This window comes from Embleya sp. NPDC050154, from assembly GCF_044460165.1.
Lineage (GTDB): Bacteria > Actinomycetota > Actinomycetes > Streptomycetales > Streptomycetaceae > Embleya.
In genome coordinates this window covers 85,665-108,601 of the sequence record NZ_JBITJP010000027.1, presented here as the reverse complement: position 1 = coordinate 108,601, position 22,937 = coordinate 85,665, and the positions used below count along the sequence as shown (strand labels likewise).

Sequence of the window (22,937 nt, the reverse complement as noted above, 5' to 3'; positions counted from 1 at the left end):
CTCACCCGCCGTTGAGGTCGTGGAAGAGGATCTCGGCCAGCACGTCGTTCTCGGGCGGCCGATCCGCGCCACCCGGCAACTGCCGGATCCGGGCCCGCAACTGGAGCGCGTTCAGCAGCTGGTCGGGCGACAACAGCGGCCCGTCCACCCGCTCCGCCGCGGCCAGGTACGCGTCCAGCAACGGTTCGTCGAGTTCCACGTACTCCGCGAGCCGGCTTCGCACGATCCGCTTGAGCACTTCCTTGCTCGGCGGTCCCAGCTCCAGCGGCACGCAGCGTCGCCGGAAGGCCGGCGGGAAGGCCCGTTCGCCGTTGCTGGTGAGGATGACGATCGGGAACGCCGCACAGCGCACGGTGCCGTCCCGAACCTCGACCCGATCCCCGAAATCGCCGTCGTACGGGGTCACCTGTGCCGACTCCACGCGGGCCCGGCGCAGTTCGGGGATCTCGAAGGTGCCGGTCTCGAACACGTGCAGCAGGTCGTTGGGCAGGTCGACGTCGCTCTTGTCGATCTCGTCGATCAGCAGCACCCGCGGATGCGGTCGGCGCAGCAGCGCGTCGCCCAGCGGGCCCAGCCTGATGTAGGCGCCGATGTCGTCGATGTCGTGTTGGCTGATCCCCTGGGCGCCCTTCAGCCGCAGGTTCATGTCGTGCAGCCGGCCCAGCACCTCGTACTCGTAGAGCCCCTCGCGCAGCGTGGACCGGCTGGTGATCCCCCAACGCAGCACCGGTCCCAGCCGCAGTCGGGCCGCGATGCTCGTGGCCAGCGTGGTCTTGCCGGTGCCCGGCTTGCCGGTGACCAGGAGCGGGCGGCGCAGGTAGATCGCGGCGTTGACGAGGTCGTACACCCGCTTGTCACCGTAGAACTCGCCCGCGTAGGGCTCGTCGGATCGATCGTGGGGAAGCTTGGCGAAGGTCGCCGCGTCGACCTCGTCGGTGCCGAAGCTGCGCCACGGTGGTGGCGGCGGAACGGCGACCGGACCGCGGCCCTCGCCCGACCCGACCGTGGTGTCGCCGTGATAGATCCACCACGGCGAGGGAACGTCGACGTGTCCGTCGGGCCGATCCCGGCTCGGTGTCGCCCTCGACTCAACCACGGTGCGTCCCTTGTGCCCTCGGAGTGCTTCTCAGCAATCCGGCCCCCTGCCACGGGCACCAGCCCGGATCGTCGAAGAGCAGCACGACCCGCTCGGAGGACGCGGCCTTGCGACCCAGGGTGCCCCGCAACCGCGCCACCGTGGAAGGCAGTTGAGCCAGCTTTCGATCCTCGCGATCGAGCATGCGATACAGGTCCTCACCCACGAGAGAGCCCGAACACGCCTGGTTCGAGCCGTTCGAGCCGTTCACTGCGGCGCACGCGTCGGTGCACGTGGTCCGGTCCGTCCACACCATCGCCCAGTCGCCGCGGCCGACGGCCCGCTCGACCGTGCCGGGTTCCCCCGGCCGGTGCCGCCAGCCGTAGTCCTGGAGGAAGCCGACCACCTCCTTGTCGCATGCGCCACCGCCCCGGCCGCACCGATGCCGGTCCAGGTGCCACAGCGCCGGGTTGGTCCGCAGGTGTGCCGAGCCGGCCCAGGTGTCGTAGTGCATCGGTCTGGCGATGCCGTGTCGCACGAGCGGCCGGAGCACCACCTCGTGGTGCTCGCCGAGCACGATGTGGTCCTCGGCCGAGCCGACCACGGTCGACTCGAAGGGTTCGTTGAGCAGTTCGGTCGGTACCACCACCTGGATCCCGGCCCGGTCCAGGGACGTCCAGTGCGCCCGCACGGCCAGATAGAACGCGGCCAGGGAACCGCCGAGGCGATCGGCCGGGAGGCTCGCTCCCGGGATCGGTTCCGGGGGCGGCGCGAACCGCTCGGAGCCGACGTAGAACTGCGGTTCGGTGTCGTAGCGGACCAGCGCGCGGTCCTCGGGCGAATGGTCGTCCTCGCGGACGAACAACACCAGGGTCAACGGCTGGCGCACCCGAACCCGGGACGGTTCGAAGTCCGCGATGTGCCCGGCCTCGCGCAGCCGGTCGGCCCACTCCGCGACCTGCACCTGTCGGCAACACGCGTGCAGCCACTCCAGCAGGTGCCGGACGGGATGCCGACCGGGGGCGGCCGGCAGGGACATCAGTGCCCGTCCCCAGGCGACGAGGTCGTCGCCGGCGACCACCCACTCGGGGACGTGCTGCTCGCACAGGTAGGTCCGCAGCACGGCCTGCTCGCCGGGGGCGATCTCCAGATCGGCCAACAACGCGATCAGTCGGCGTCCGTCGATGCCGAACGGGTCCTCCGGATCGCGTTCGCCGGTCCGCCACCGGGTCTCGCCGGGGCCGCGGTAGCGCGGCGACTGCCACAGCGGCCGGCCTCCCGGGGCGGCACGGGCCAGTTCGGCGTCGATCGCGTCGAACACCTCCTTGAAGCCGTGCTCGGTCAGCGCGTTCGACCCCCAGACCGCCAGGTGTTCGAGCAGGGCCCGGGTGAAGACCGCCCGATCGCCCGGGCGGCGCGCGAACTGACCGTCGTCCGCGGCGAAGGCCGCGGACACCCGGGCCTTGGCCGACTTGGCGATCGTTCCCTCCGCGGTCAGGTTCAGCACGATGCCCCGGGGGTCGTGGCGCCGGTTCGCGCAGGTCTCGAAGACGACGAACTGGTCGACGCGACGCGGGATCGAGCCGAAGTGGGTCAGCATGTCCTCGACCGAGATCACCCGCTGCCGGGGCGGGCCGTCCACCGGGTGCCACGCGGGCAGTTCCAGTCGCCGTCCGCGCTCGGTCAGGTAGCCGTGACCGGACCAATACAGCAGGAAGCGGTCCCCGTCCCGCCAGGCGTCCGCGGCCGCCGCGATCGCCGACTCGATCTGCTCGGGCCGCAACTCTCCGGGCTCGGCGCCCGGTCCGAGCAGGATCGAGCGCTCGCTCACCGACCCGCGCAACCGGTCGGCGGTCGCCCGCGAGGTCGCGCTCACCGACGCGAGCACGGTGATGTCGCCGCGCCGTGCCCCGCAGCACCGGGACAACCACTCCACCAGTTCCAGGGTCTGCGCCAGCGCGCCCGGCAGATGCTCCGGGCTTCCCTCGTGTTCGGGGTAGTGCTCGACGCAGACCAACAGGGCATGCGCCGTCACCGAGTGGCCTCCACCACGCGCGCGATCTCGTCGTACAGCGCGCCGCAGGTCCAGTAGACGCCGTGCGCCTGCGGGAAGGGCCGACGCACCCGGACCTCGACGTCGCGCACGGCGCCCGGGAAGACCGGTTCGGCGCGGAAGGACAGCCAGTCGCGGGCGTTCCACACGTTGCTCCACGGGATGGACAGGTGCGTGGGCCGCACCCCGTGTGCGGGATGCGTGGCGAGCGCGCCGACCGCGGCGAGATAGCCGACCTGGGAGCCGACCGTGATCAACGCGCGCACCTGCGGCAGCGCGTGGCGCGGCCGATCCGGCTCGCTCTGCGAGCGGGCCTCGGCCAACGTCTCGTAGCAGGCGATGCCGCCCAGGGAATGGGCCAGCAGCAGCACCGGCCCCGGGATCCGGGAGATCCGCTCGGCCAGGTAGGCGCGCAGGATCGCGCCGTGCGCCTGGTAGTACAGGATGTCGCCGATCTGCGGCACGCTGCCGCCGAGCGTGCCGCCGCGCAGCGCGTTCTGCAACGGCCAACTCGCGTACATCAGGCTGCCCTTGAGCACTCCGGTGAGCCGCCCGCCACCGGCCGCGGCGCCGCCGCACGCGTCCCGAACGGCCGCCACCAGGGCGTCGCGCCATTCCTGTGCCCACGGCGTCGCACCGGCGGGACGGGCGGCGAGCGCGTGTGCGAAGGACGCCACCACGGCCCGCCCGATCACGTCGTAGTCGGCGCTCGCGGCCAATGTGTCGACCGCGCCCGCGAACTCGGCCGAGTCGGCGACGGCGCGTGCCGCCTCGGCGAACACCGGCGCCCAGTCGGTCGGCGCCTTCGGCAGCACGGCCGCGACGTCGATGCCCACCACGTCGTGCCGCACCGCCCAGTCCAGGTCCTCCGCCGCCTCGCTCCGCCGGCCGGCGCCCACGCCCTCCCGGCCCGCGGCCACCTCGCGCAATTCATGCCGGGGGTGCTGTTCGAGCACCGCCCACAACCGCAGTTCGGCCTCCTCCGGGTCGACCTCGGCGGCCTCGGCGCGTTCGCCCGGATCGGCGATGCCGATCAGCGCGCGTAGTGTCGGCGACACCTCGACCCCGAACGCGGCCCCCCAGTCCACGGCTTCCACCCGCACACCCGGCAGTCGCTCGGCGACGTTCGCGGTGACCTCGCGTACCGTCGACGAGTCGGCGATCTCGCGCACACCGGTTCCGTGCACGAACAGGATCGTGGTCATGGGCTCCCCCGGATACGAAGTCGATCCGCCCTTGCCCGCCGTACGCTAGTGATCCAACCGACCCGATGGGGTCATTTCCGGGGCCGCCCGGGTCGATCGGTCAGCTCGTGCACGCGGGGATCTGCCTGCTCACGTCGCCGCCGGTCTCCAGGAATATCGCGGGGACGAACCCGGTCTTGCCCTCGACGTCGATCTGCGCCCACGTACGACTGGAGGAGCCCGCGTAGTAGGCGACCGAGCCCTCCGCGTGGCAGTTCGCCCGCACCTCGGTGCCGGTCTTGATCTGCACGACCTTGTCCGACTGGTACGACGTGCCCTTGTACATCACCAGCCGGCCGCCGGTGTGCACGGTGGCCGCGATCGACCCGGGCTTGGGCCCGGCGTTCGGGGTCTGACCGGAAGTCGGCTTTCCGGTGCCGGACTTGGCCGGACTCGGCGAGGCCGACGAACTCTTGCCCGAAGCGGTGCCCGCCGTCTTGGGCTTCTTGTCGTCCGAGCCGCCGCCGTCCACCGTGAGCAGCGCCACGAAGAAGACGATCACCAACAGGATCAGCCCGCCGACCACCATCAGGATCCGCACCGGATGCCGACTCAGCGCGTTCAATCCGAACCGCCCACGCGGCGGCCCGCCGATGGGCGTCGGCGTGGAGAAGAACTCCACCCGCCTCCGGTTGTCCATACGACCCCCTGCGTCCCCGTGTCGCCCGATATGCGCCTGTGCGTGGCGAACCCACTCGGAAGTGGTCTGCCCACAATGACCATCAGACACCAACGAGGTACTCGAGACGTACCAACGAGTCCACAAATCGACCACCGTGCCCGATGTTCGCCGCGCCCACGCACGGCGCCGGGCCGGGGACGTCCCGATCGACGGCTACGGCGTCGGGACCCAATCCACCTTGCCCGCGAGCAGTACGTAGCCCACGAACGCGACGATGTCGATCAGCGCGTGCGCCACCAACAGCGGCATCACCCGCCCCCAGCGCTTGTACAGCAGGCAGAACACCACGCCCATCACGACGTTGCCGAAGAAGCCGCCGATGCCCTGGTAGAGGTGATACGAGCCGCGCACCACCGAGCTGATCGCCACCGCCTTGACCCACGGCACCCGCAACTGGTCGAGCCGGTACAGCAGATAGCCGAGGACGATCACCTCCTCCAGGGCCGCGTTCTGGATCGCGGACAACACCAGGACCGGGATGCGCCACCACACGTCCGGCAGCGTGGTGGGCACCACGGTCAGATTCGCGCCCGCGGCGTGCGCGCCCAGATACAGCGCCAGGCCGGACCCGCCGATCGCCGCCGCGACCGCCACCCCCCGGCCCAGGTCCCACCACGGCCGGGCCCGGTCGACCCCGAGCACACGCAGCGAACCGCCCTCGCGCATCAGCAGGTGCGCCACCAGGAACACCGGCACCAGCGCGGTGGCGATCCCGAACAATTGCCAGGCCAGATCCAGCCAGGGCCGATCCGCCGCCCGCGAGCCGTTCAGCACCGCCGCCTTGTGCCCCAGGCCGCCCGGCGCGGTCAGCGACCCGAGGAAGGAGATCAGCGAGGAGACCCCGGAGGCGCCCAGGGACAGGGCCAGCACCAGCACCACTTCGGAGCGCAGCACGTGGCGCCGGGGCTCGGTGGGTGTCCGGACGGGCTCGGGCTCGGTGATCACCCGCACACGGTATCGAGTGCGGATAAGGTCGCCGTCAGCCCACGGGCCAGGTGTGCACCGCGTCCCCGCCACGCATGTGCTCGGCGTAGCGCAGCGTCATCGCGCGCAGCGCCTCCAACCGGTCCATGCCCTTGGTGTCCCGATAGTGGTGGTACTGCGCGCTCTGCCAGGTCGCCCCGTTGGCGCGCAGCAGGCAGCGCTGCTCGATGATGCCCAGGTACTCGTCCCGCTCGCGCGGATCGATCCCCCACCGGTCCAGGCCCTCGTAGGCCCGCGGCAGCAGGTCCTCCAGTACCAGTTCGGTGACCGGAACGGTGCCGTGGCCCGGCCAGTTCAGCCGCGCGTCGATGCCGTACCGGGCGCCGGCGTGGAAGTTCTCGGTGGCCACCTCGAACGGCATCCGCTCCCACACCGGGTGCTCGTCGTCCACCAGCGATCGCACCACGCCGTAGTAGAAGGCCGCGTTCGCCATGATGTCCACCACGGTCGGCCCGGCCGGCAGCACTCGGTTCTCCACCCGCAGGTGCGGCTTGCCCCGGGCCACGTCGTACACCGGCCGATTCCACCGGTAGATGGTGCCGTTGTGCAGCTTGAGTTCGCGCAGGTGCGGGATGTCGCCCCGGTCCAATGCCTCGATCGGGTCCTCGTCGTCGCAGATCGGCAGCAGCGACGGGAAGTACTTGAGGTTCTCCTCGAACAGGTCGACCACCGAGTCGATCCACCGCTCGCCGAACCAGGTCAGCGGTCGCACACCCTGCGCGATCAGCTCCTCGGGGCGGGTGTCGCACGCCTGCTCGAACAGGATCGGCCGGGTCTCGCGCCACAACTCCCGCCCGAACAGGAACGGTGAATTGGCCCCGATCCCGCATTGCACCCCGGTGATCGACTGTGCCGCGTTCCACAGCGGGCCGAAATTCCTCGGAGTGACCTGGAGGTGGAACTGCACGGACGTACACGCGGCCTCGGAGACTATCGTGGTCGAGGTCGTGTCCAGCCGCTCGACCCCCTCGATATGCAACCGTATGTCCTCGCCCCTGGCGTTGAGGATCTGGTCGTTGAGAAGGGTATAGCGGGCATTGTCGGATATCGTCTCGAACGCCATGTGCGCGTCGGTCAGGGTCGGCAGAATGCCGATCATCACGATCCGCGCCTCCAGTTCGGCGGCCTTGCGGTCCGCGTAGTCCAGGCTCGTCCGCAGTTCCTCGACCAATTCCGAGAACACCGGCCCGGTCAGCCGGTGCGGCGGAATGTTGACCTCGATGTTGAACAGGCCCAGCTCGGTCTGGAAATCGGGGCTGGCGATCCGTCGCAGGACTTCGGCATTGCTCATCCGTGGTCGACCGGCCGCGTCGGCCAGGTTGAGCTCGATCTCGACGCCCATGAGCTTGCGGGCGCTCTCGAACCGCTCCTCGTCCAGCATGCGCTGCAGCGTTTCCAGACAGCGACGCAATTTGTGCCGGTAGCGCTGCCGATCGGATCGGCTGAACTCGGTGACCTCCACCTTTTCGCCCATGAATGCCCTCCCCCATGAACCCGGCTCCCGCGGAGCCGGTCGAGTGGTCGCAATCCGGTACCTGTCGGATCGGGACGACCTGATCGTTCCCGCCGACGTTCTCCCAAACCGATGCATCGGGCCGACATTGGGAACATTACCGATCGACCGTGACGAATCACAGAGGGGAACCAAGGGGCTGGGAACCACGTCACTGATCACATCGAGGAAGCATCCGGCGGTCGATCTTCAAGGCTTCTCGGAGATCACCTAGGGTGTCCTCTTGCCGTGGCGGGCGTGGCGAGATCTATGGGGGTTGTCGTGCGAGGGTCGGTTCGGGCGATGCCCATACACGGACTGCGTTTCCAGGCCGTGATCACGGTGATCTCGATACTCGTCTGCGGGGCGCTGATCTGGAATGTCGGCAATGCCGGCCGATGGTCGCAGGCCGCCGCCTCGCCCCGGGCCGCCGACGCGCCCAAGGAGATACAGGCCCCGCTGCCGCCGCCGGGAAACCCCAACGCGCAGCAGCCGGCCACCCCGCCGGCCGCGCCGCCGCTCCCGGTGGATCCCACGCTGGTGTCCAGGGTCAAGGGCGAGGGCAAGGTGGTCGCGCTGACCCTGGACGACGGACCGTGGCCGGAGTGGACCGACAAGGCCCTTTCGCTGCTCGCCCGCTACGAGGTCAAGGCCACCTTCTGCATGGTGGGCCAGCAGGCCAAGGATCACCCGGACCTGGTCCGCAAGGTGGTCGCCGCCGGCCACACGTTGTGCAATCACACCATGACGCACGACATCAACCTGAAGAAGAAGACGCCGGAGCAGATCCACGCCCAGATGCAGGAGGCGCTGGAGTGGATCCACAAGGCGTCCCCGGGCACCCCCGTGCGCTGGTACCGCGCGCCGGGCGGCAACTGGTCCGACGAGGTACGCCAGACCGCGGCGTCGCTGGGCATGGGCTCGCTGCACTGGACCGTGGACACCAACGACTGGCAGAAGCCGGGCGTGGACAAGATGCTCCAGACCGTGCACAGCCAACTCGGCCCGCACGGAGTGATCCTCTGCCACGACGGCGGCGGCGAACGCACCCAGACCATCGCCATGCTCGACCGCCTCATCCCCGAACTGAAGTCCGCCGGCTACACCTTCGTCACCCCCTGACCCCGGCCCACTTCGCCCCGTACGGGCCGACCCGACAGCCCGCCCGGCCGCCCCGGCCTGTTCGGGCCATCCCGACCCGCGCGGGCCATCCCGGCCCGTCCCGGCCGACTCCAGCCCGTCCGGCATTCGAGGACACCGCCCGACGGCGCAACCCCCACACGCCACACCCGAGTGAATAGCCCCCGCGCCCACCGGGCATGTGTGCCAGGCCCGCACCAACCGCCCCCGGGGGAGGCCGCCCGATCGACGCCACCCTGGCCATCGTGCTGCTCGTGCTGCTGATCGCCGGCAACGGCATGTTCGTCGCCGCCGAGTTCTCCCTGGTCACCGTCGAGCGCGGCGACGTGGCGGCCCGGGCCGAGGCCGGCGACCGAGGCGCACGCCGGGTGCTGCACGCGGTACGCACGTTGTCCTTCCAATTGTCCGGCGCCCAGTTGGGCATCACCGTGACCTCGCTGATCGCCGGCTACCTCGCCGAGGCGGCGTTCCGGCTGCCCAGGTTCACCGCCCTGGTGCTGGCCTCCGGCCTGCAGATGGTGCTCGGCGAACTCGTGCCCAAGAACGCCGCCATCGCCCGCCCGCTGGGCGTCGCACGCGTCGCCGGCCCGTTCCAGGTCGGCTTCTCCCGGCTGTGCCGCCCGCTGATCGTCTTCCTCAACGGTTCCGCCAACTACTTCGTTCGCAAGCTCGGCATCGAGCCGCAGGAGGAATTGGGCTCGGCCCGTTCGCCCGACGAACTGGCCCAACTGGTCCGGCATTCCGCCCGCGCCGGAGTGCTGCCGGCCGGCACCGCCCGGGTGCTGCACCGGGCGCTGCGCTTCGCCGAGAAGCAGGCCGCCGAGGCGATGACCCCGCGCACCGAGCTGGTCACCCTGCCCTCGACCGCGTCGGTGAGCGAACTGATGGACACCGCGCGCGAGTGCGGCCACAGTCGCATCCCGGTCCGCGGCCAGGACCTGGACGAGATCGTCGGCGTGGCGGTGCTCCGCGACGCGCTGCGCGTACCGGCCGCCGACCGCGCGCACACCCCGCTCACCCGGATCGCCCGCGCACCGGTGCTGATCCCGACCTCGCTGGACCTCAAACGCGCGGTCGAACGACTGCGCGAGGGCCGGACCCAGTTGGCGATCGTGGTCGACGAGTACGGCGGCACGGCCGGCGTACTCACCGCCGAGGACCTCGCCGAGGAACTGGTCGGCGACCTCGCCGACGAGCACGACCCGGCGGACGAGCCGGACGCACCGCCGCAACGGGTGCCCAGTTCCCGCGTGTTGCGACTGTCCGGCCTGCTGCGCGCGGACGAGGTCGAGGAGGCCAGCGGCTGGCGGCTGCCGGACGGCGACTACAGCACGCTGGCCGGACTGGTACTGGCCCGTCTGGGGCGACTGCCCAGGATCGGCGACCACGTGGACGTGGACGGCCGGCGGCTCACCGTGACCGCCATGGACCGGCACCGCATCGACGAGGTCGAGCTGCGGATGGAGGCCGACTCCTGATGGGCGACCTGCTGCTCTCGCTGGTCCTGCTCGCGGCCAACGCCTTCTTCGTCGGCGCGGAGTTCTCGGTGATCTCGGCCCGGCGTACCCGGATCGCCCCGCAGGCGGAGGCCGGCTCGCGCCGGGCCGCGATGGTGCTCACCGCGATGAGCCGGCTGTCCACCATGCTCGCCGCCGCCCAGTTGGGCATCACCGTCGCCTCGCTGGGCCTGGGCGCGGTCGCCGAACCCGCGCTCGCACACGCGGTCGCCGTCCCGATCGAGGCGATCGGGCTGCCCGAGGGCGCGGTGCACCCGATCGCGTTCGTGCTCGCCCTGGCGGTGGTGGTGTTCTGCCACATGGTGCTCGGCGAGATGGTGCCCAAGAACATCGCGCTGGCCGGCCCGGAGGAGTGCGCGTTGTGGCTGACCCCGCCGCTGCTGCTGTTCGCCCGGCTGACCGCGCCGATCCTGTGGCTGCTCAACCACGTCGCCAACCTGTTCCTGCGCGCCTTCCGGGTGCGGCCGGTCGACGAGGTGCGCAGCGTGTACACCGTCGAGGAACTCCCGGCGCTGCTCGCCGAGTCGCGCGAGCACGACCTGCTGGACGTGGGCGAGCACGATCGGCTCGCCGGCGCGCTGGCCCTGCACTCCAGTGCCGCCGCGTCGGTCATGCGGCCGTGGACCGACGTGGTGGCCCTGCCCCGACCGGTGCCGGCGGCGGCCCTGGAGGAGGTCGCGGTACGCACCGGCCTGTCCCGCTTCCCGGTCCTGGACGCGGCCGACCGGCCGGTGGGCTACGTGCACGTGCTCGACGTGCTGACGCCCGAACCGGACGGTTCGGTACCGGTCTACCCGCTCGTGACCGTCGGCCCGGACACCGCGCTGACCGCCCTGTTGGCTCGGATGCGCGGCTCGCGCACCCACCTGGCACTGGTCGGCGAACCGGACGCGGTCCCACTCGGGCTGGTCACCCTCGACGACGTGATGTCCTCGCTGTTCCCCTGACCGAGACCGTTCCCCGGCTCGATACCGCCCCCTTGATCGAAGACCGCTCCGCTGATCGAGACTGTCCAAAAGGTCTTCAAACGGGTGTCAGTTCGCATTACACCGTTACTTTTCGGAGCCGTTTCGGTACAATGCGCTGACCGGCCCTGCCGGGTCCCTCTGTACGCCGCCGGGTCGTCCCCCGGTCGGATACCCGGTTCCCCACAGCACAGCGCCGCTTTCCCCTCCCCGGATTATCCGGGTTTTTGGACTCTGCATCGAAATGAGGCGGTCTCATGGTCCTGCGTGTGCCCGAGGCTCCCGAGTCGGCCCGACGAGCGGCCCGAGCCGTGCTCGAATCCCGCGCTTCGCTTCCCGCCGACTGCCGCGCCGATCACGCCGCGCTCACGGCCGGATTCCCGCACCGCGTCTTCGAGATCGACCTGCTCGACCTGGTCGCCGACCGTGGCGTGCGCAGCGCCCGCCCCGTGGGCTGGCGCTGGCTCATGTGGTCCGGCGACGTGGTCGTCGGCGGCATCGAGGTCCGCCCCGGTCCGTCCGGCCACGGCGTGGGCCGATTCGTCGAGGGCCCGTTCACGGTCGCCACCGCACCGGCCGCCGCGGCGGCCCGCGCGCTCCCGCAGACCCTGCTCCGCCGGGACGAGGCACGGCTGCTGAACGTGCCGGGGATGTACATGGTGGCGCTGTGGTTGGCGGACGAGGCGGGCGGGGTCGACCTGCTCATCCCGCTCGCGCCGGCGCCGTGCGGCGTGCAGGCGCTGCGCGGATACACCGCGGCCGAACTGGCCGAGGTGTTGGCCGCGCGCACCCGCCGGCCGGCCGCCGTGGGGGCTCCGGACAGCTGATCACACCCCGGAGTTCACACGTGTGGTCACATCTTGGACGCAGTCGGGTGAGAACGGCGAGAAGTCCTGCGCGAGGCGCTTTCGAGGCGGAGACTGTGAGCTGCCGGGCAAGGCTGCCCGACGCGCTCCGCGCAGAGACACCGAGAAGGTACGAGGATGTGCCAGCACCGACCGCATTGCCCGCCGGCGGACAGTCCCGATCGTGAAGCCGCCGCCGTTGTGGCCGCCCATTTCGAACAGGGATGGAGCCTGCTCTGCAACGGCGTCGTCCTGTTCGAGGACACGGGCGAACTGCTGCCGGACGGACGCACCATCGCCCCGCACCGACCCCCTGTGGGGTTGGTTTCGGCGGCCTGATCCGTTCGCACGGCCCTGACGAGCCGGAGGTCACCTCGGAGCGACCTCCGGCTCTCGCCTGCCCGGGGTCGGTCGGGCCGCCGTCCCGGTACAGTCCGAGCGGCAGCACGCAGCGAAACGATGTTGGCGCGACGACTCGGAGTTCCATCCCCATGGGCACTGGCGGCACCCCTCGGCCCGGTCGCCCGCGTGATCCGCGTACCGACGAACTGATCCTGTCCGCGACCCGCGAGCTGATCGCCGAGCAGGGGTACAACCGGGTCAGCATCGACGCGGTCGCGCGCCGGGCCGGGGTCACCCGGCCGACCGTGTACCGCCGCTGGCCGTCGAAGGCGCACCTGGTGCACGAGGCGGTCTATCCGGCCCGGGAAATGAGCTTCCGGCCGCTGCCGCACGAGGACTTCGCGACCGGTGTGCTGCGCTTCGCCGAGGCCGCGCTGGAGTCCTTCCGCCGCCCGGAGACGGCGGGCGCGGTGCCGGGGCTGCTCGCCGAGTACCGCGACCAGCCCGAGCTCAAGGAACTGCTCGTGGCCAGGATGGACCCGGTCCGGGCGATCTTCCGGGCCTTCGTGGCGGACGCGATCGCGCGCGGCCAGGCCCGCCCGGACGTGGACGCCGATCTGCTCTTCGAGTCGCTCAGCGGCGCGCTGATGTTCGGCGTGCTGGGCAGCGACCTGGCCGCCAAGCCCGGTTTCGCCGCGTCGGTTGCCCACCTGCTGACGCACGGCGCGGCCCGCCCCTGATCGAAGCGCGTTCGATCGGGAACGGGCCGCGCGGCCGAGGTCAGTTGTTGCCGTATGCCTCGATCGGCGGGCACGAGCAGACCAGGTTGCGGTCGCCCTGGGCGCCGTCGATCCGGCGCACCGGCGGCCAGTACTTCTCGGCCGGCACCACACCGGCCGGGAAGACCGCCTCCTCGCGGGTGTAGGCGTGCGTCCACTCGCCCGCGAGCAGCGCGGCGGTGTGCGGCGCGTTGCCGAGCGGGTTGTCGTCGGCGGGCAGCGCACCGGACGCGACCCGGTCGATCTCGCCCTTGATCGCGATCATCGCGTCGCAGAACCGGTCGATCTCCCGCAGGTTCTCGCTCTCGGTCGGCTCGATCATCAGCGTGCCGGGCACCGGGAAGGACATCGTCGGCGCGTGGAAGCCGTAGTCGATCAGCCGCTTCGCCACGTCGTCGACGCTGACGCCGGTGGCCTTGGTGATCCCCCGCACGTCGATGATGCACTCGTGCGCGACCAGGCCGTTCGGGCCGGTGTAGAGCACCGGGAAGTGCGGTGCGAGCCGCTTGGCGATGTAGTTGGCGCCCAGCACCGCGACCTGGGTGGCCTCCTTGAGGCCCTCCGGGCCCATCAGGCGCAGGTAGGTCCACGGGATCGGCAGGATCGCCGCCGAGCCCCACGGGGCGGCGGAGATCGGCCCCACGCCGGTCTCCGGGCCCGCGGTGGGCTGGAGCGGGTGGTTGGGCAGGTACGGCGCCAGGTGCGCGCGCACCGCGACCGGCCCCACGCCCGGACCGCCGCCGCCGTGCGGGATGCAGAAGGTCTTGTGCAGGTTCAGGTGCGACACGTCCGCGCCGATCGCGCCGCCCGGCTGGGCCAGCCCGACCAGCGCGTTCAGGTTCGCGCCGTCCACGTACACCTGGCCGCCGGCCTCGTGCACCGCCGCGCACACCTGCTCGATGCCCTCCTCGAACACGCCGTGCGTGGACGGGTAGGTCACCATCAGCACGGCGAGCGTGTCCCGGTGCCGCTCGATCTTGTCGTGCAGGTCGGCCAGGTCCACGTCGCCGTTCTCGCCGGTCTTGACCACCACGACGCGCATGCCCGCCATCACCGCGCTGGCCGCGTTGGTGCCGTGCGCGGAGGAGGGGATCAGACACACGTCGCGGGCGGTGTCACCGTTGGCGTGGTGGTAGGCGCGGACCGCGAGCAGGCCCGCGAGTTCGCCCTGCGAACCGGCGTTGGGCTGGAGCGAGACCTTGGCGTAGCCGGTGATCCGGGCCAGCGAGTCGGCGAGCCCGTCGATCAGCTCCAGGTAGCCCGCGACCTGGTCGACCGGCGCGAACGGGTGCAGGTTCGCGAACTCGGGCCAGGTGATCGGCTCCATCTCGACCGTGGCGTTGAGCTTCATCGTGCACGAGCCGAGCGGGATCATCCCCCGGTCCAGCGCGTAGTCCTTGTCCGCGAGCCGCTTGAGGTAGCGCAGCATGTCGGTCTCGGAGCGGTGCGTGTGAAAGACCGGGTGGGTCAGGAACTCGGTGTCGCGCAGCAGCGCCGTCGGCAGCGCGTCGGCGGTGTCCGCGTCCAGCGCGGCCACGTCACCGGTGACCCCGAACGCGCCCCAGACCCCCTCGACATGCGCCCGCAGCGTGGTCTCGTCGCAGGTGATCGCGACGTGGTCGGCGTCCACCGGGCGCAGGTTGATCCCGGCGGCGCGGGCCGCGGCGAGCACGTCCGCCGCCCGGCCCGGCACCCGCGCGGTGATCGTGTCGAAGAAGTCGCCGTGTACGACCTCGACGCCGCCCGCGCGCAGTCCGGCCGCGAGCACGGCCGCATACCGGTGCGTGCGGCGCGCGATCGAGGTGAGCCCGTCCGGCCCGTGGTAGACCGCGTACATGCCCGCCATCACGGCCAGCAGGACCTGCGCGGTGCAGATGTTGCTGGTCGCCTTCTCCCGGCGGATGTGCTGCTCGCGGGTCTGCAGCGCGAGTCGGTAGGCGGGCGCGCCGTCGGCGTCCACGGACACCCCGACCAACCGGCCCGGCATGCTGCGGGTGAGCTTCTCGCGGACCGCCAGGTAGCCCGCGTGCGGGCCGCCGAAGGCCATCGGCACGCCGAACCGCTGGCTGGTGCCCACCGCGATGTCGGCGCCCATCGCGCCGGGCGCGCGCAGCACGGTGAGCGCGAGCAGGTCGGCGGCGACCGCCACCAGCGCGCCCTGCGCGTGCGCGGCCTCGATCACCGGGGTCAGGTCGCGGACCCGGCCGTCGGCACCGGGGTACTGCAGCAGCACGCCGAAGCAGCCGCCCTCGGGCAGCCCCCGCGCGGTGTCGGCGACCACGACCTCGATGCCCAGCGCTTCGGCGCGGGTACGCACCACCGCGATCGTCTGCGGCAGCGTGGCCGCGTCCACCACGAACACGTCGCTCTTGGCCCGCCCGGCCCGGCGGGCCAGGGTCATCGCCTCGGCGGCGGCGGTGGCCTCGTCCAGCAGCGAGGCACCCGCCACGTCCAGGCCGGTCAGGTCGGTGACCACGGTCTGGAAGTTGAGCAGCGCCTCCAGCCGGCCCTGCGAGATCTCCGGCTGGTAGGGCGTGTAGGCGGTGTACCAGGCCGGGTTCTCCAGCACGTTGCGGGTGATCACCGGCGGAGTGAAGGTGCCGTGGTAGCCGAGCCCGATCATCGAGGTCAGCACGCTGTTGCGGGAGGCCAGCTCGCGCAGCTCGGCGAGCACCTCGGCCTCGCTGCGCGCGGCGGGCAGCTCGAAGCCCTCCAGCGCGCGGATCGCGGCGGGCACCGCCGCGTCGGTCAGCTCGTCCAGGGATCCGTAGCCGATCGCGGCGAGCATCTTCGCCTGCTCGTCGGTGTCCGGACCGATGTGCCGGCCGGTGAACGGCGACGCGGCCTCCAAGCCGGTCAACGAGCCGGGGCCGGAGGGGAGTACGGCGTGAGCACGCGGGGCAGGGGTGCGCGGGGTCATCGCGAAAGGCCTCCTGGATCGCTCCTGGACGGACACGCGGGTCGCGCGTCCACCGGCCTCCCCCTCTGTCATCTGTACCTGAGAGCTTCACCGCGCCCGGGAGGACCGGTCGGACCGGTTCCCGCGGGCGCGGTTTGCACCGTCGGCGAGGATCCGACCCGGCTCGGCGAGCCATCCGCGGATCCTGCTTTCCAGAGTGCCCACGACCACGCGGTACGGGTGCCTGAGAGATTCCGGGGAGGAGTTGCTCCTTCGGCGCCTCGTGTGCACGACACGAGGACTCTCCCGCGCGAACGTAATGGGCGGCTTCAACGGTATCAGCGTGACACCCACCAGGGGCTTCGCACTAGGCGTACGTCACAGTGGTCGTGGTGTAGCCCAGGGAGCGCATCATGCCCTGGAGCATACCGGTGGTGTTCCGTTCCGCGCGCTCCACCAGTCCGGCGGTCTTCGCCGCGTCGTCGATCTTCTTGGTGGCCAGCACGTAGAGCTGCTGCTGGTCGCCGGGATTACTGGAGAAGAAGTCGCCGAAGCGGTCGAACAGGCCCTTGTCCTGGGCGATCACGTGGCTGTTCTTCTGGTCGAGCGCGGCGGGCGCGAGCCGCGCGTGCGGGAGTTTGATGGTCACGCTCTTGTTGTCCGGAGAGGTCTGGATCGCGTCCTGGCCGATCCCGCCGAACTCCACGAAACCACCCACCTGGCCGACGCCGACGAACAGCGTGCGTTGGCCTCGGACCGCGTCCGGCAGGAACTTCGCGTCCTTCTCCAGGTCGACCACGACCTGGAAGGTGCCGCTGACCGCCTCGTAGCGGCTGAGATCCTGCACGGCCTTGAGCATCACCGGTCCGCTGTGGTCCTTGGTGGTCTCGCCGAACGGATTGAACTTGCCGGGCAGCAGGTTGACCAAGCCGACCAGCACCAGGGCCAGCACGATGAAGCCGACCAGGAGTGTGACCAGGAAGGCCGGCAGGCCGAGCCTGCGGCGAACCGATCGGAAGGCACCCTGCCCTCGCGCCGGCCGCTCTTTGACATCAGTCATTGTGAGGACACCCCCGAGGAGTCGTCTGCCCGGCGCCTGCCCCGGATCGCCCCGGCTATCCCCCGTCGGCGGCGGGCAGCGGAATCGGTTCCCCCGGTTGCAGCGCGGGATCGGTGATCGCGAACGTGCGCACCCGGCCCGGTTTTCCACCCGGCACCTCGAACCGCACGGTGACCCGCCCGACGCCGCTGCCCTGCACCCAGCCGGGCCCGAACTCCTCGTGCACCACGTCCTGACCGGGCGACCAGGAGACCCGCTTCGGGGCGGCCGGTACCGGCACCTCCCGGTCTCCCTCCGCGCCTTCCTCGTCCTGCTCGTCCGGCTCGGCGGGCTCCGGCTCGGCCGCGCCGAACAGGTCCTGCTGGGCGAAGTCGGCCAGCCCGCCGACACCCACCCCCAGCAGCCGCACGCCGCCCGTGACGTCCACCTGCGCGGCCAACCGGCGGATCGTCTCGCGCACCACCCCCGGGTCGTCGGTGGGCCCGCGCAGCGTCTCCGAGCGGGTCAGCGTGCTGAAGTCGTAGCGGCGCAGCTTGAGCACGATCGTGCGCCCGGAGCGCCCGGCGGCGCGCAGCCGCTCCACGCACCGGATCGAGAGCCGGTCCAGCTCCCGGGTGATGCGCTCGCGGTCGACCAGGTCGGTGGGGAAGGTGTCCTCCACGGACACCGATTTCGCGTCCCGGTCGGCGACCACCGGGCGCGCGTCCAGCCCGGCGGCCAGAACGTGCAGGCCGTGTCCGTGCGCCTGGCCGAGCAGCCGGACCAGTTCGCTCTCGTCGACCGCGGCCAGGTCGGCCACGGTGTCCAGGCCGGCCCGGCGCAGCACGTCGCCGGTGGCCGGGCCGACCCCGGGCAGCGCGCGCACCGGCAGCGGGTCGAGCATCGCCCGCTCGGTTCCGGGCACGACCACGCACAACCCGTCGGGCTTGTCCGCCTCGGAGGCGATCTTGGCCAGAAGCTTGGAGGTGGCCGCGCCGACCGAGCAGGTGAGCCCGGTGGCCGCGTGTATGTCCGCGCGCAGGCGTACCGCGATCTCGGTGACCCGCTCGGTGTCCAGCGTGCCGCCGTGCGGGCCCGCCTCCAGGTCGACGAACGCCTCGTCCAGGCTGAGCGGCTCCACCAGCGGCGACAGCCGGTGCAGCAGTTCCATCACGGTGTCGCTGACCTGGCGATACAGCGCGAAGCGCGGGCTGAGGAAGGCGGCGTTGGGGCAGCGCCGGCGGGCCTCGCCGATCGACATCGCCGAGCGCACGCCGAACACCCGGGCCTCGTAGGAGGCGGTGGCCACCACGCCGCGCGCGCCGATGCCGCCGACGATGACCGCCTTGCCGGCCAGGCTGGGCTTCGCGGCCTGCTCCACCGACGCGTAGAACGCGTCCATGTCGAGGTGGAGGATGCCGGGGGCATGTCTCACACCGGGCAATGATGACGCACGGGTCCGACAGAACGCGCGTTCAACCGCTCAGGGCGCGTCGGATCTCGTCGCTTTCGGGGCCTATCACCCGCGGATCCGGCTTCAGCACGATCTGCCCGGCCGCCTTGATCGCGGCGAGCGTCTCGCGACCGGTTCCGTACACGGTGGGCCCGATGTGGCCCCACGCGAAGGACTCGTCCGGGACGCCGTACGCGGATATCCCGGCGGCCCGGCACAGGCCGAGCGCACGGCGCAGATGGAAGCTCTGGGTGACCACGATGACCCGGTCGATCCCGTAGACGCGTTTGGCGCGGATGCAGGACTCCCAGGTGGAGAATCCCGATTCGTCGGTCACGATCCGGTGCTGCGGGATTCCCCGGTCCGCGAGGTAGCGCCGCATCACCCTGGTCTCGTCGTAGCGGTTGTCCCCGCCGTCACCGCTGACCAGGATCACCCGGGTCTTGCCGGCCCGGTACAACGCGAGCGCGACGTCGAGCCGGCGGGCCAGCAGATCGGACGGCCGGTCCCCGTGCACGCCCGCGCCGAGCACCATCGTGACGTCCTCGTGCGGCACGTCGGCCACCGTGCGGACCCGGTTCCCGGCGTACAGATGCAGCCCCGTGATCGGGGTCAGCCCGGCGACGGCGAGCAGGACGGCGGCCTGATAGCCGCGCCGTTGGGCCCGCCGCGAGCGCGGCAGGGTCGGCCGACGAAGGATCACGTCCATGGGGACGTCCTGCCCGGCGAACCGGTTCCCACCCTCCCCCGGGCGGCTCAGACCGCTTTGTCCCTGCGTCTGCGTGCCAGTTCGTCACCCGGATGAACCTGCGTGATCGGTTCTCCCGTGCCGGTGTGCTCGCCCTGGAGCTGCGCGAGCGAGCCCTCCACCTCGCGCCACACCGCCCCCACGGCGATCCCGAAGACCCCCTGACCACCCTGGACCAGGTCGATCACCTCGTCGTACGACGTGCACTCGTACACGCTGGCACCGTCGCTCATCAGGGTCATCCCGGCCAGGTCGCCGATCCCGCGTCCGCGCAGGTGGGCCACCGCGATCCGGATGTTCTGCAGCGAGACACCGGTGTCCAGGAGCCGCTTGACGATCTTCAGCACCAGGATGTCGCGGAAGCCGTACAACCGCTGCGTGCCCGAGCCGTGGGCCGGGCGGACCGTGGGCTCGACCAGGCCGGTGCGGGCCCAGTAGTCGAGTTGGCGATAGGTGATGCCGGCCGCCGCGCACGCCGTCGGGCCCCGGTAACCGACGTCCTCCGACGGGGTGCCGGGCGGCGTGACGTCCTGCCGCCGGGGGCCCGCACCGGGGTCGGTCGCCGGCAGAGGACGTGCCGTGCGGGCGCGTTCCGCCGCCGTGATGTCGCCGGTGCTGCTCACGCCGACCTCCCTTTCGTCTCCCCACGCCCGAGTACGGCGCGGAGAGTCTCTTTCAGTCCCGGGCCGCAGGCGGCGAGGTGCAACGCGCAGGGGTCATCCCGGAACTGTCGATTTCGACGGTAGGCAGTCACCAACAGCGCGTCAACGACCGGGCCGTTCGGCACGCCGAGTGACGCTGCTCGCACGAGTGGTTTGAACCGGTTGCCCAGGGGTAGGTCTGGCCGCTTTGCCTCTGATCGAAGCGGATCGAGCCGGATCGGGCGTGATCGACGGCGCGCCGGCGCACCCGGGGCGGAGCCGACCGGTCCCGGACGCGAAAAAACCGCCGCCCGCTACCGCCTCGCCGGGAGCGGCGGGCGGGACGGTCGGCGGTTCCGGACGTGCACCCGGCCGCGGCGGGCCGACTATTGGCTCGTGGTGCCGAAGTCCTCGGGCGAGATGTCGTTCAGGAACTCCCTGAACTTCTCGATCTCGTCCTCCTGCTCGTTGGGGATCACGATGCCCGCCTCGTCCAGGACCGCGTCGCTGCCGACGATCGACGTCCCGGTTCGCAGCGCGAGCGCGATCGCGTCCGACGGGCGCGCGCTGACCTCCACGCCGCCGGAGAAGACCAGCTCGGCGTAGAACACGCCCTCGCGCAGGTCGGTGATCCGGATCTGGGTCAATTCCTGCCCCAACGCCTCCAGCACGTCCCGGAAGAGATCGTGCGTCAGAGGACGCGCGGGTACCACGCCCTGTTGGGCGAACGCGATGGCCGTCGCCTCTACCGGGCCGATCCAGATGGGGAGATAACGATCGCCCCCCGTCTCCCGTAGGAGCACGATCGGCTGGTTAGAGGGCATCTCCACCCGGACGCCCACAACCTCTAGCTCGTTCACATCGCCACACTAGCGCGCTCGGCTGTCGGTCACCGATCCCCGGGGGCCGAATAGGTCGGGGATTCGTCGTTTTTTCTTCGTGATCCGGTGTTCACGTCACGGTCCGCCTCGCGGCCCGATCGGCGCCCGTCGCGGGCGGCGTGGGTCAGCGGCCCAGGCGGGGCGCGAGCGCGGTGGTGACCAGGACGGTGTGCAGGCGCGAGGTGAGCGCGAGCAGGTCGCGTACGGTCTCCTCGGCGCCCGCCTTCGCGCGGGCGCCCCGGCGGTGCAGGAGCGGCGCGACGATCTGTTCCACCAGGGCGGCCTCACGGTCCGCGGCGGCCTTGGTCTGCCGCAGGTGGCGCGGCTCCACGCCATAGCGGCCCAGCGCGGCCACCAGCCGGGCCACCACCAGCGCGTCGCCGTCGTAGACCACCGCCTGCTCGCCGTCGCCGCCGGCGCCGGGTCGTGGACGGCGCGGCTGGATCAGGCCGAATTCCTCCAGCCGGGCCAGGTCCGTGTCCTGGATGCCGGCCGCGGCGATCAGGCCCGGCCGGTCGAGCAGCACCGTGGTGCCCTCCCGACCGGCCGAGTCCGGATCGCCTTCGGCGTCCTGCGCTCGTGCGGATTCGGCCGGGGTCGGGCCGGCCGGTTCGAGCCCGCGATCCATCGCGTCCAGTTGATCCTTGATCACCCGGAGCGGCAGGTAACGGTCGCGCTGCACCCGCAGCACGTAGCGCAGTCGTTCGATGTCGGCGGGGCCGAACTTGCGATAGCCCGACGGGCTCCGCTGCGGCTCGATGAGCCCTTCCGCCTCGAGGAACCGGATCTTGGAGATGCTGATGTCCGGGAACTCGGGACGCAGCAGGGTCAACACCCCGCCGATGCTCAAGGAGACCGATCCGGCCGCCGCCGGACTCACCCGATCTGCCCTTGGCGGCTGGGGAAGAAGACCAGTCGGTACTTGCCGATCTGTACCTCGTCGCCCGGCGCCAACGGAACCTCGTCGATCCGCTCGCGGCCCACGTAGGTGCCGTTCAGGCTGCCCACGTCGGCAACCGCGAAGCCGCCGGGGGTGCGGCGGAACTCGGCGTGCTTGCGCGAGACCGTGACGTCGTCGAGGAAGATGTCGCTCTGCGGATGCCGACCGGCCGTGGTGCGGTCCGAGTCGAGCAGGAAGCGACTGCCGGAGTTGGGGCCCCGGCGCACCACGAGCAGCGCGGTTCCCGGCGGCAGCGCGTCCACCGCGGCCTGCGCCTCGGGGGTGAGGATCTCGCGGGGAGCGGGTTCCGCGTCCAGCGCCTCGATGCCGCTGATCGAGATGGTCGAGGTCTGCTCGGACGCGCGCTCGGCGCCCGCGCCCAGCCGAGCGCCGCAGTTGGAGCAGAACCGGCCGCCGGGCGGATTGTGATGCCCGCAGGCGCCGCACACCACCACGTCGGCCTCCTGACCCGTGCCGGTCGCACCTCGACCTTCGGTCGAGAGTTGCCCGAAACTTATGCGCGCCGTGTGTTCCTGGTCAACAGCGACATGCCCGGCGGTCGCGTCGGACTCGCCCAGGTGCGGAGCGGGTGCGGGGGGTGAGCCGGCGGACGCCCCGTACGGGGTGCCCGGGGGCATCGTCGGCGGGGCGGCCGGCGGGTTGCCGGACCTCCCCGCATCGGCAGCCGGCGCGTCGCCGGAGCGACGGGAACGACCGAACAATTTCGCGAACAACTTCACGGGCGAACCTCCCCGAGAGAACCTGGCCCGCCCGTGGGGCAGGAGGAGTGGGTCGTGGTGATGGACTGCCTACCGCTTCGCCGGGCCGTCAGGAGCCAAGGCTGTTCTGATAGGCGGCCGCGTCCAAGAGCGCGGCCGGTGCGGCGGGATCGTCGAGGCGTACCTCGAACATCCAACCGTCGCCGTAGGGATCGGAGTTGACCAACTCCGGTGCACCGTCGAGCACGTCGTTGACGGTGGTCACGACGCCGTCGAGCGGCGCGAAGAGGTCGCTGACACTCTTGGTCGATTCCAGTTCGCCGCAGGGCTGTCCGGCCACGACGCGGGTGCCGACCGGCGGCAGCGTGACGTAGACGATGTCACCGAGCGCGTCCTGCGCGAATTCGGTGATGCCGATCCGCACCGTCCCGGAGATCTCTTCCATGACGCGCACCCATTCGTGCTCCGTCGTGTACGCGAGATCTGCGGGATACATGCG

General features: G+C 71.2%; 21 protein-coding genes and 1 riboswitch. Of the genes, 6 read left to right on the top strand and 15 right to left on the bottom strand.

The genetic code is table 11. From position 1 onward, the window contains the following. Position 1: 1 nt before the first annotated feature. The 6 genes from ACIBSV_RS40440 to ACIBSV_RS40415 all read right to left on the bottom strand — a co-directional run bounded on the left by ACIBSV_RS40440 (position 2) and on the right by ACIBSV_RS40415 (position 7,512). Positions 2–1,096, bottom strand: a complete 1,095-nt coding sequence (locus ACIBSV_RS40440) for an AAA family ATPase (RefSeq protein WP_395872237.1) — start codon at positions 1,094–1,096, stop codon at positions 2–4. Further along, the gene (locus ACIBSV_RS40435; RefSeq protein WP_395872235.1) at positions 1,089–3,110 is read right to left on the bottom strand and encodes a caspase family protein; all 2,022 of its coding nucleotides are present in this window, start codon (positions 3,108–3,110) and stop codon (positions 1,089–1,091) included. The genes ACIBSV_RS40440 and ACIBSV_RS40435 overlap by 8 nt, the downstream gene beginning before the upstream one ends. Beyond that, a complete protein-coding gene (locus tag ACIBSV_RS40430) occupies positions 3,107–4,333 on the bottom strand; it encodes a hypothetical protein (RefSeq protein ID WP_395872234.1) in 1,227 nt (408 codons plus the stop codon). The genes ACIBSV_RS40435 and ACIBSV_RS40430 overlap by 4 nt, the downstream gene beginning before the upstream one ends. A 100-nt stretch (positions 4,334–4,433) precedes the next feature. Then, positions 4,434–5,012, bottom strand: coding sequence for a hypothetical protein (locus ACIBSV_RS40425; RefSeq protein WP_395872232.1), 579 nt, complete (start codon positions 5,010–5,012; stop codon positions 4,434–4,436). A gap of 195 nt (positions 5,013–5,207) precedes the next feature. Further along, positions 5,208–6,005, bottom strand: coding sequence for a CPBP family intramembrane glutamic endopeptidase (locus ACIBSV_RS40420; RefSeq protein WP_395872230.1), 798 nt, complete (start codon positions 6,003–6,005; stop codon positions 5,208–5,210). A 28-nt stretch (positions 6,006–6,033) separates the two neighbouring features. Further along, positions 6,034–7,512 (bottom strand): glutamate--cysteine ligase, encoded by a 1,479-nt coding sequence (locus tag ACIBSV_RS40415; protein ID WP_395872228.1) that lies wholly within the window; start codon positions 7,510–7,512, stop codon positions 6,034–6,036. A 321-nt stretch (positions 7,513–7,833) separates the two neighbouring features. Here ACIBSV_RS40415 and ACIBSV_RS40410 point away from each other — a divergent pair, with 321 nt between their 5' ends. The 6 genes from ACIBSV_RS40410 (at position 7,834) to ACIBSV_RS40385 (ending at position 13,079) form a co-directional block, all read left to right on the top strand. Continuing rightward, positions 7,834–8,652: a polysaccharide deacetylase family protein gene (locus tag ACIBSV_RS40410; protein WP_395872226.1), complete on the top strand. Its 819-nt coding sequence runs from the start codon at positions 7,834–7,836 to the stop codon at positions 8,650–8,652. A 263-nt stretch (positions 8,653–8,915) separates the two neighbouring features. Then, on the top strand, positions 8,916–10,148 hold the full coding sequence (locus ACIBSV_RS40405) for a hemolysin family protein (RefSeq protein ID WP_395872224.1): 1,233 nt from the start codon (positions 8,916–8,918) through the stop codon (positions 10,146–10,148). Then, positions 10,148–11,134 carry a hemolysin family protein gene (locus tag ACIBSV_RS40400; RefSeq protein ID WP_395872222.1) on the top strand — a complete coding sequence of 329 codons (987 nt, stop codon included), beginning with the start codon at positions 10,148–10,150 and terminating at the stop codon, positions 11,132–11,134. The genes ACIBSV_RS40405 and ACIBSV_RS40400 overlap by 1 nt, the downstream gene beginning before the upstream one ends. A 275-nt stretch (positions 11,135–11,409) precedes the next feature. Then, positions 11,410–11,979 carry a hypothetical protein gene (locus ACIBSV_RS40395; protein ID WP_395872220.1) on the top strand — a complete coding sequence of 190 codons (570 nt, stop codon included), beginning with the start codon at positions 11,410–11,412 and terminating at the stop codon, positions 11,977–11,979. Between the two features lie 156 nt (positions 11,980–12,135). Then, positions 12,136–12,336 carry a DUF5999 family protein gene (locus tag ACIBSV_RS40390; protein WP_026217855.1) on the top strand — a complete coding sequence of 67 codons (201 nt, stop codon included), beginning with the start codon at positions 12,136–12,138 and terminating at the stop codon, positions 12,334–12,336. A 152-nt stretch (positions 12,337–12,488) separates the two neighbouring features. After that, on the top strand, positions 12,489–13,079 hold the full coding sequence (locus tag ACIBSV_RS40385) for a TetR/AcrR family transcriptional regulator (RefSeq protein WP_395872218.1): 591 nt from the start codon (positions 12,489–12,491) through the stop codon (positions 13,077–13,079). Between the two features lie 40 nt (positions 13,080–13,119). Here ACIBSV_RS40385 and gcvP read toward each other — a convergent pair whose 3' ends face one another. The 9 genes from gcvP to gcvH form a co-directional block, all read right to left on the bottom strand. Continuing rightward, positions 13,120–16,038, bottom strand: a complete 2,919-nt coding sequence (gene gcvP, locus ACIBSV_RS40380) for an aminomethyl-transferring glycine dehydrogenase (protein WP_395872216.1) — start codon at positions 16,036–16,038, stop codon at positions 13,120–13,122. A 201-nt stretch (positions 16,039–16,239) separates the two neighbouring features. Next, positions 16,240–16,336: riboswitch (glycine riboswitch) on the bottom strand. Between the two features lie 48 nt (positions 16,337–16,384). Next, complete coding sequence (locus ACIBSV_RS40375; protein ID WP_395872214.1) at positions 16,385–17,077, bottom strand: DUF4230 domain-containing protein; 693 nt, start codon at positions 17,075–17,077, stop codon at positions 16,385–16,387. Positions 17,078–17,132: 55 nt separating this feature from the next. After that, positions 17,133–18,491 carry a DNA polymerase IV gene (locus ACIBSV_RS40370; RefSeq protein ID WP_395872212.1) on the bottom strand — a complete coding sequence of 453 codons (1,359 nt, stop codon included), beginning with the start codon at positions 18,489–18,491 and terminating at the stop codon, positions 17,133–17,135. A 40-nt stretch (positions 18,492–18,531) separates the two neighbouring features. After that, a complete protein-coding gene (locus ACIBSV_RS40365; protein WP_395872210.1) occupies positions 18,532–19,218 on the bottom strand; it encodes a vancomycin high temperature exclusion protein in 687 nt (228 codons plus the stop codon). 47 nt (positions 19,219–19,265) lie between these two features. Next, entirely contained in the window at positions 19,266–19,880 is a 615-nt protein-coding gene (locus tag ACIBSV_RS40360; protein WP_395872208.1) for a MerR family transcriptional regulator, read from the bottom strand. Positions 19,881–20,284: 404 nt separating this feature from the next. Continuing rightward, positions 20,285–20,758: a bifunctional nuclease family protein gene (locus ACIBSV_RS40355; protein WP_020548711.1), complete on the bottom strand. Its 474-nt coding sequence runs from the start codon at positions 20,756–20,758 to the stop codon at positions 20,285–20,287. A 145-nt stretch (positions 20,759–20,903) separates the two neighbouring features. Beyond that, positions 20,904–21,629, bottom strand: coding sequence for a MerR family transcriptional regulator (locus ACIBSV_RS40350; protein WP_395872206.1), 726 nt, complete (start codon positions 21,627–21,629; stop codon positions 20,904–20,906). 26 nt (positions 21,630–21,655) lie between these two features. Then, on the bottom strand, positions 21,656–22,174 hold the full coding sequence (locus ACIBSV_RS40345; protein ID WP_395872204.1) for an FHA domain-containing protein: 519 nt from the start codon (positions 22,172–22,174) through the stop codon (positions 21,656–21,658). Between the two features lie 373 nt (positions 22,175–22,547). Further along, positions 22,548–22,934 carry a glycine cleavage system protein GcvH gene (gene gcvH / locus ACIBSV_RS40340; RefSeq protein ID WP_026217856.1) on the bottom strand — a complete coding sequence of 129 codons (387 nt, stop codon included), beginning with the start codon at positions 22,932–22,934 and terminating at the stop codon, positions 22,548–22,550. Positions 22,935–22,937 lie beyond the last annotated feature (3 nt).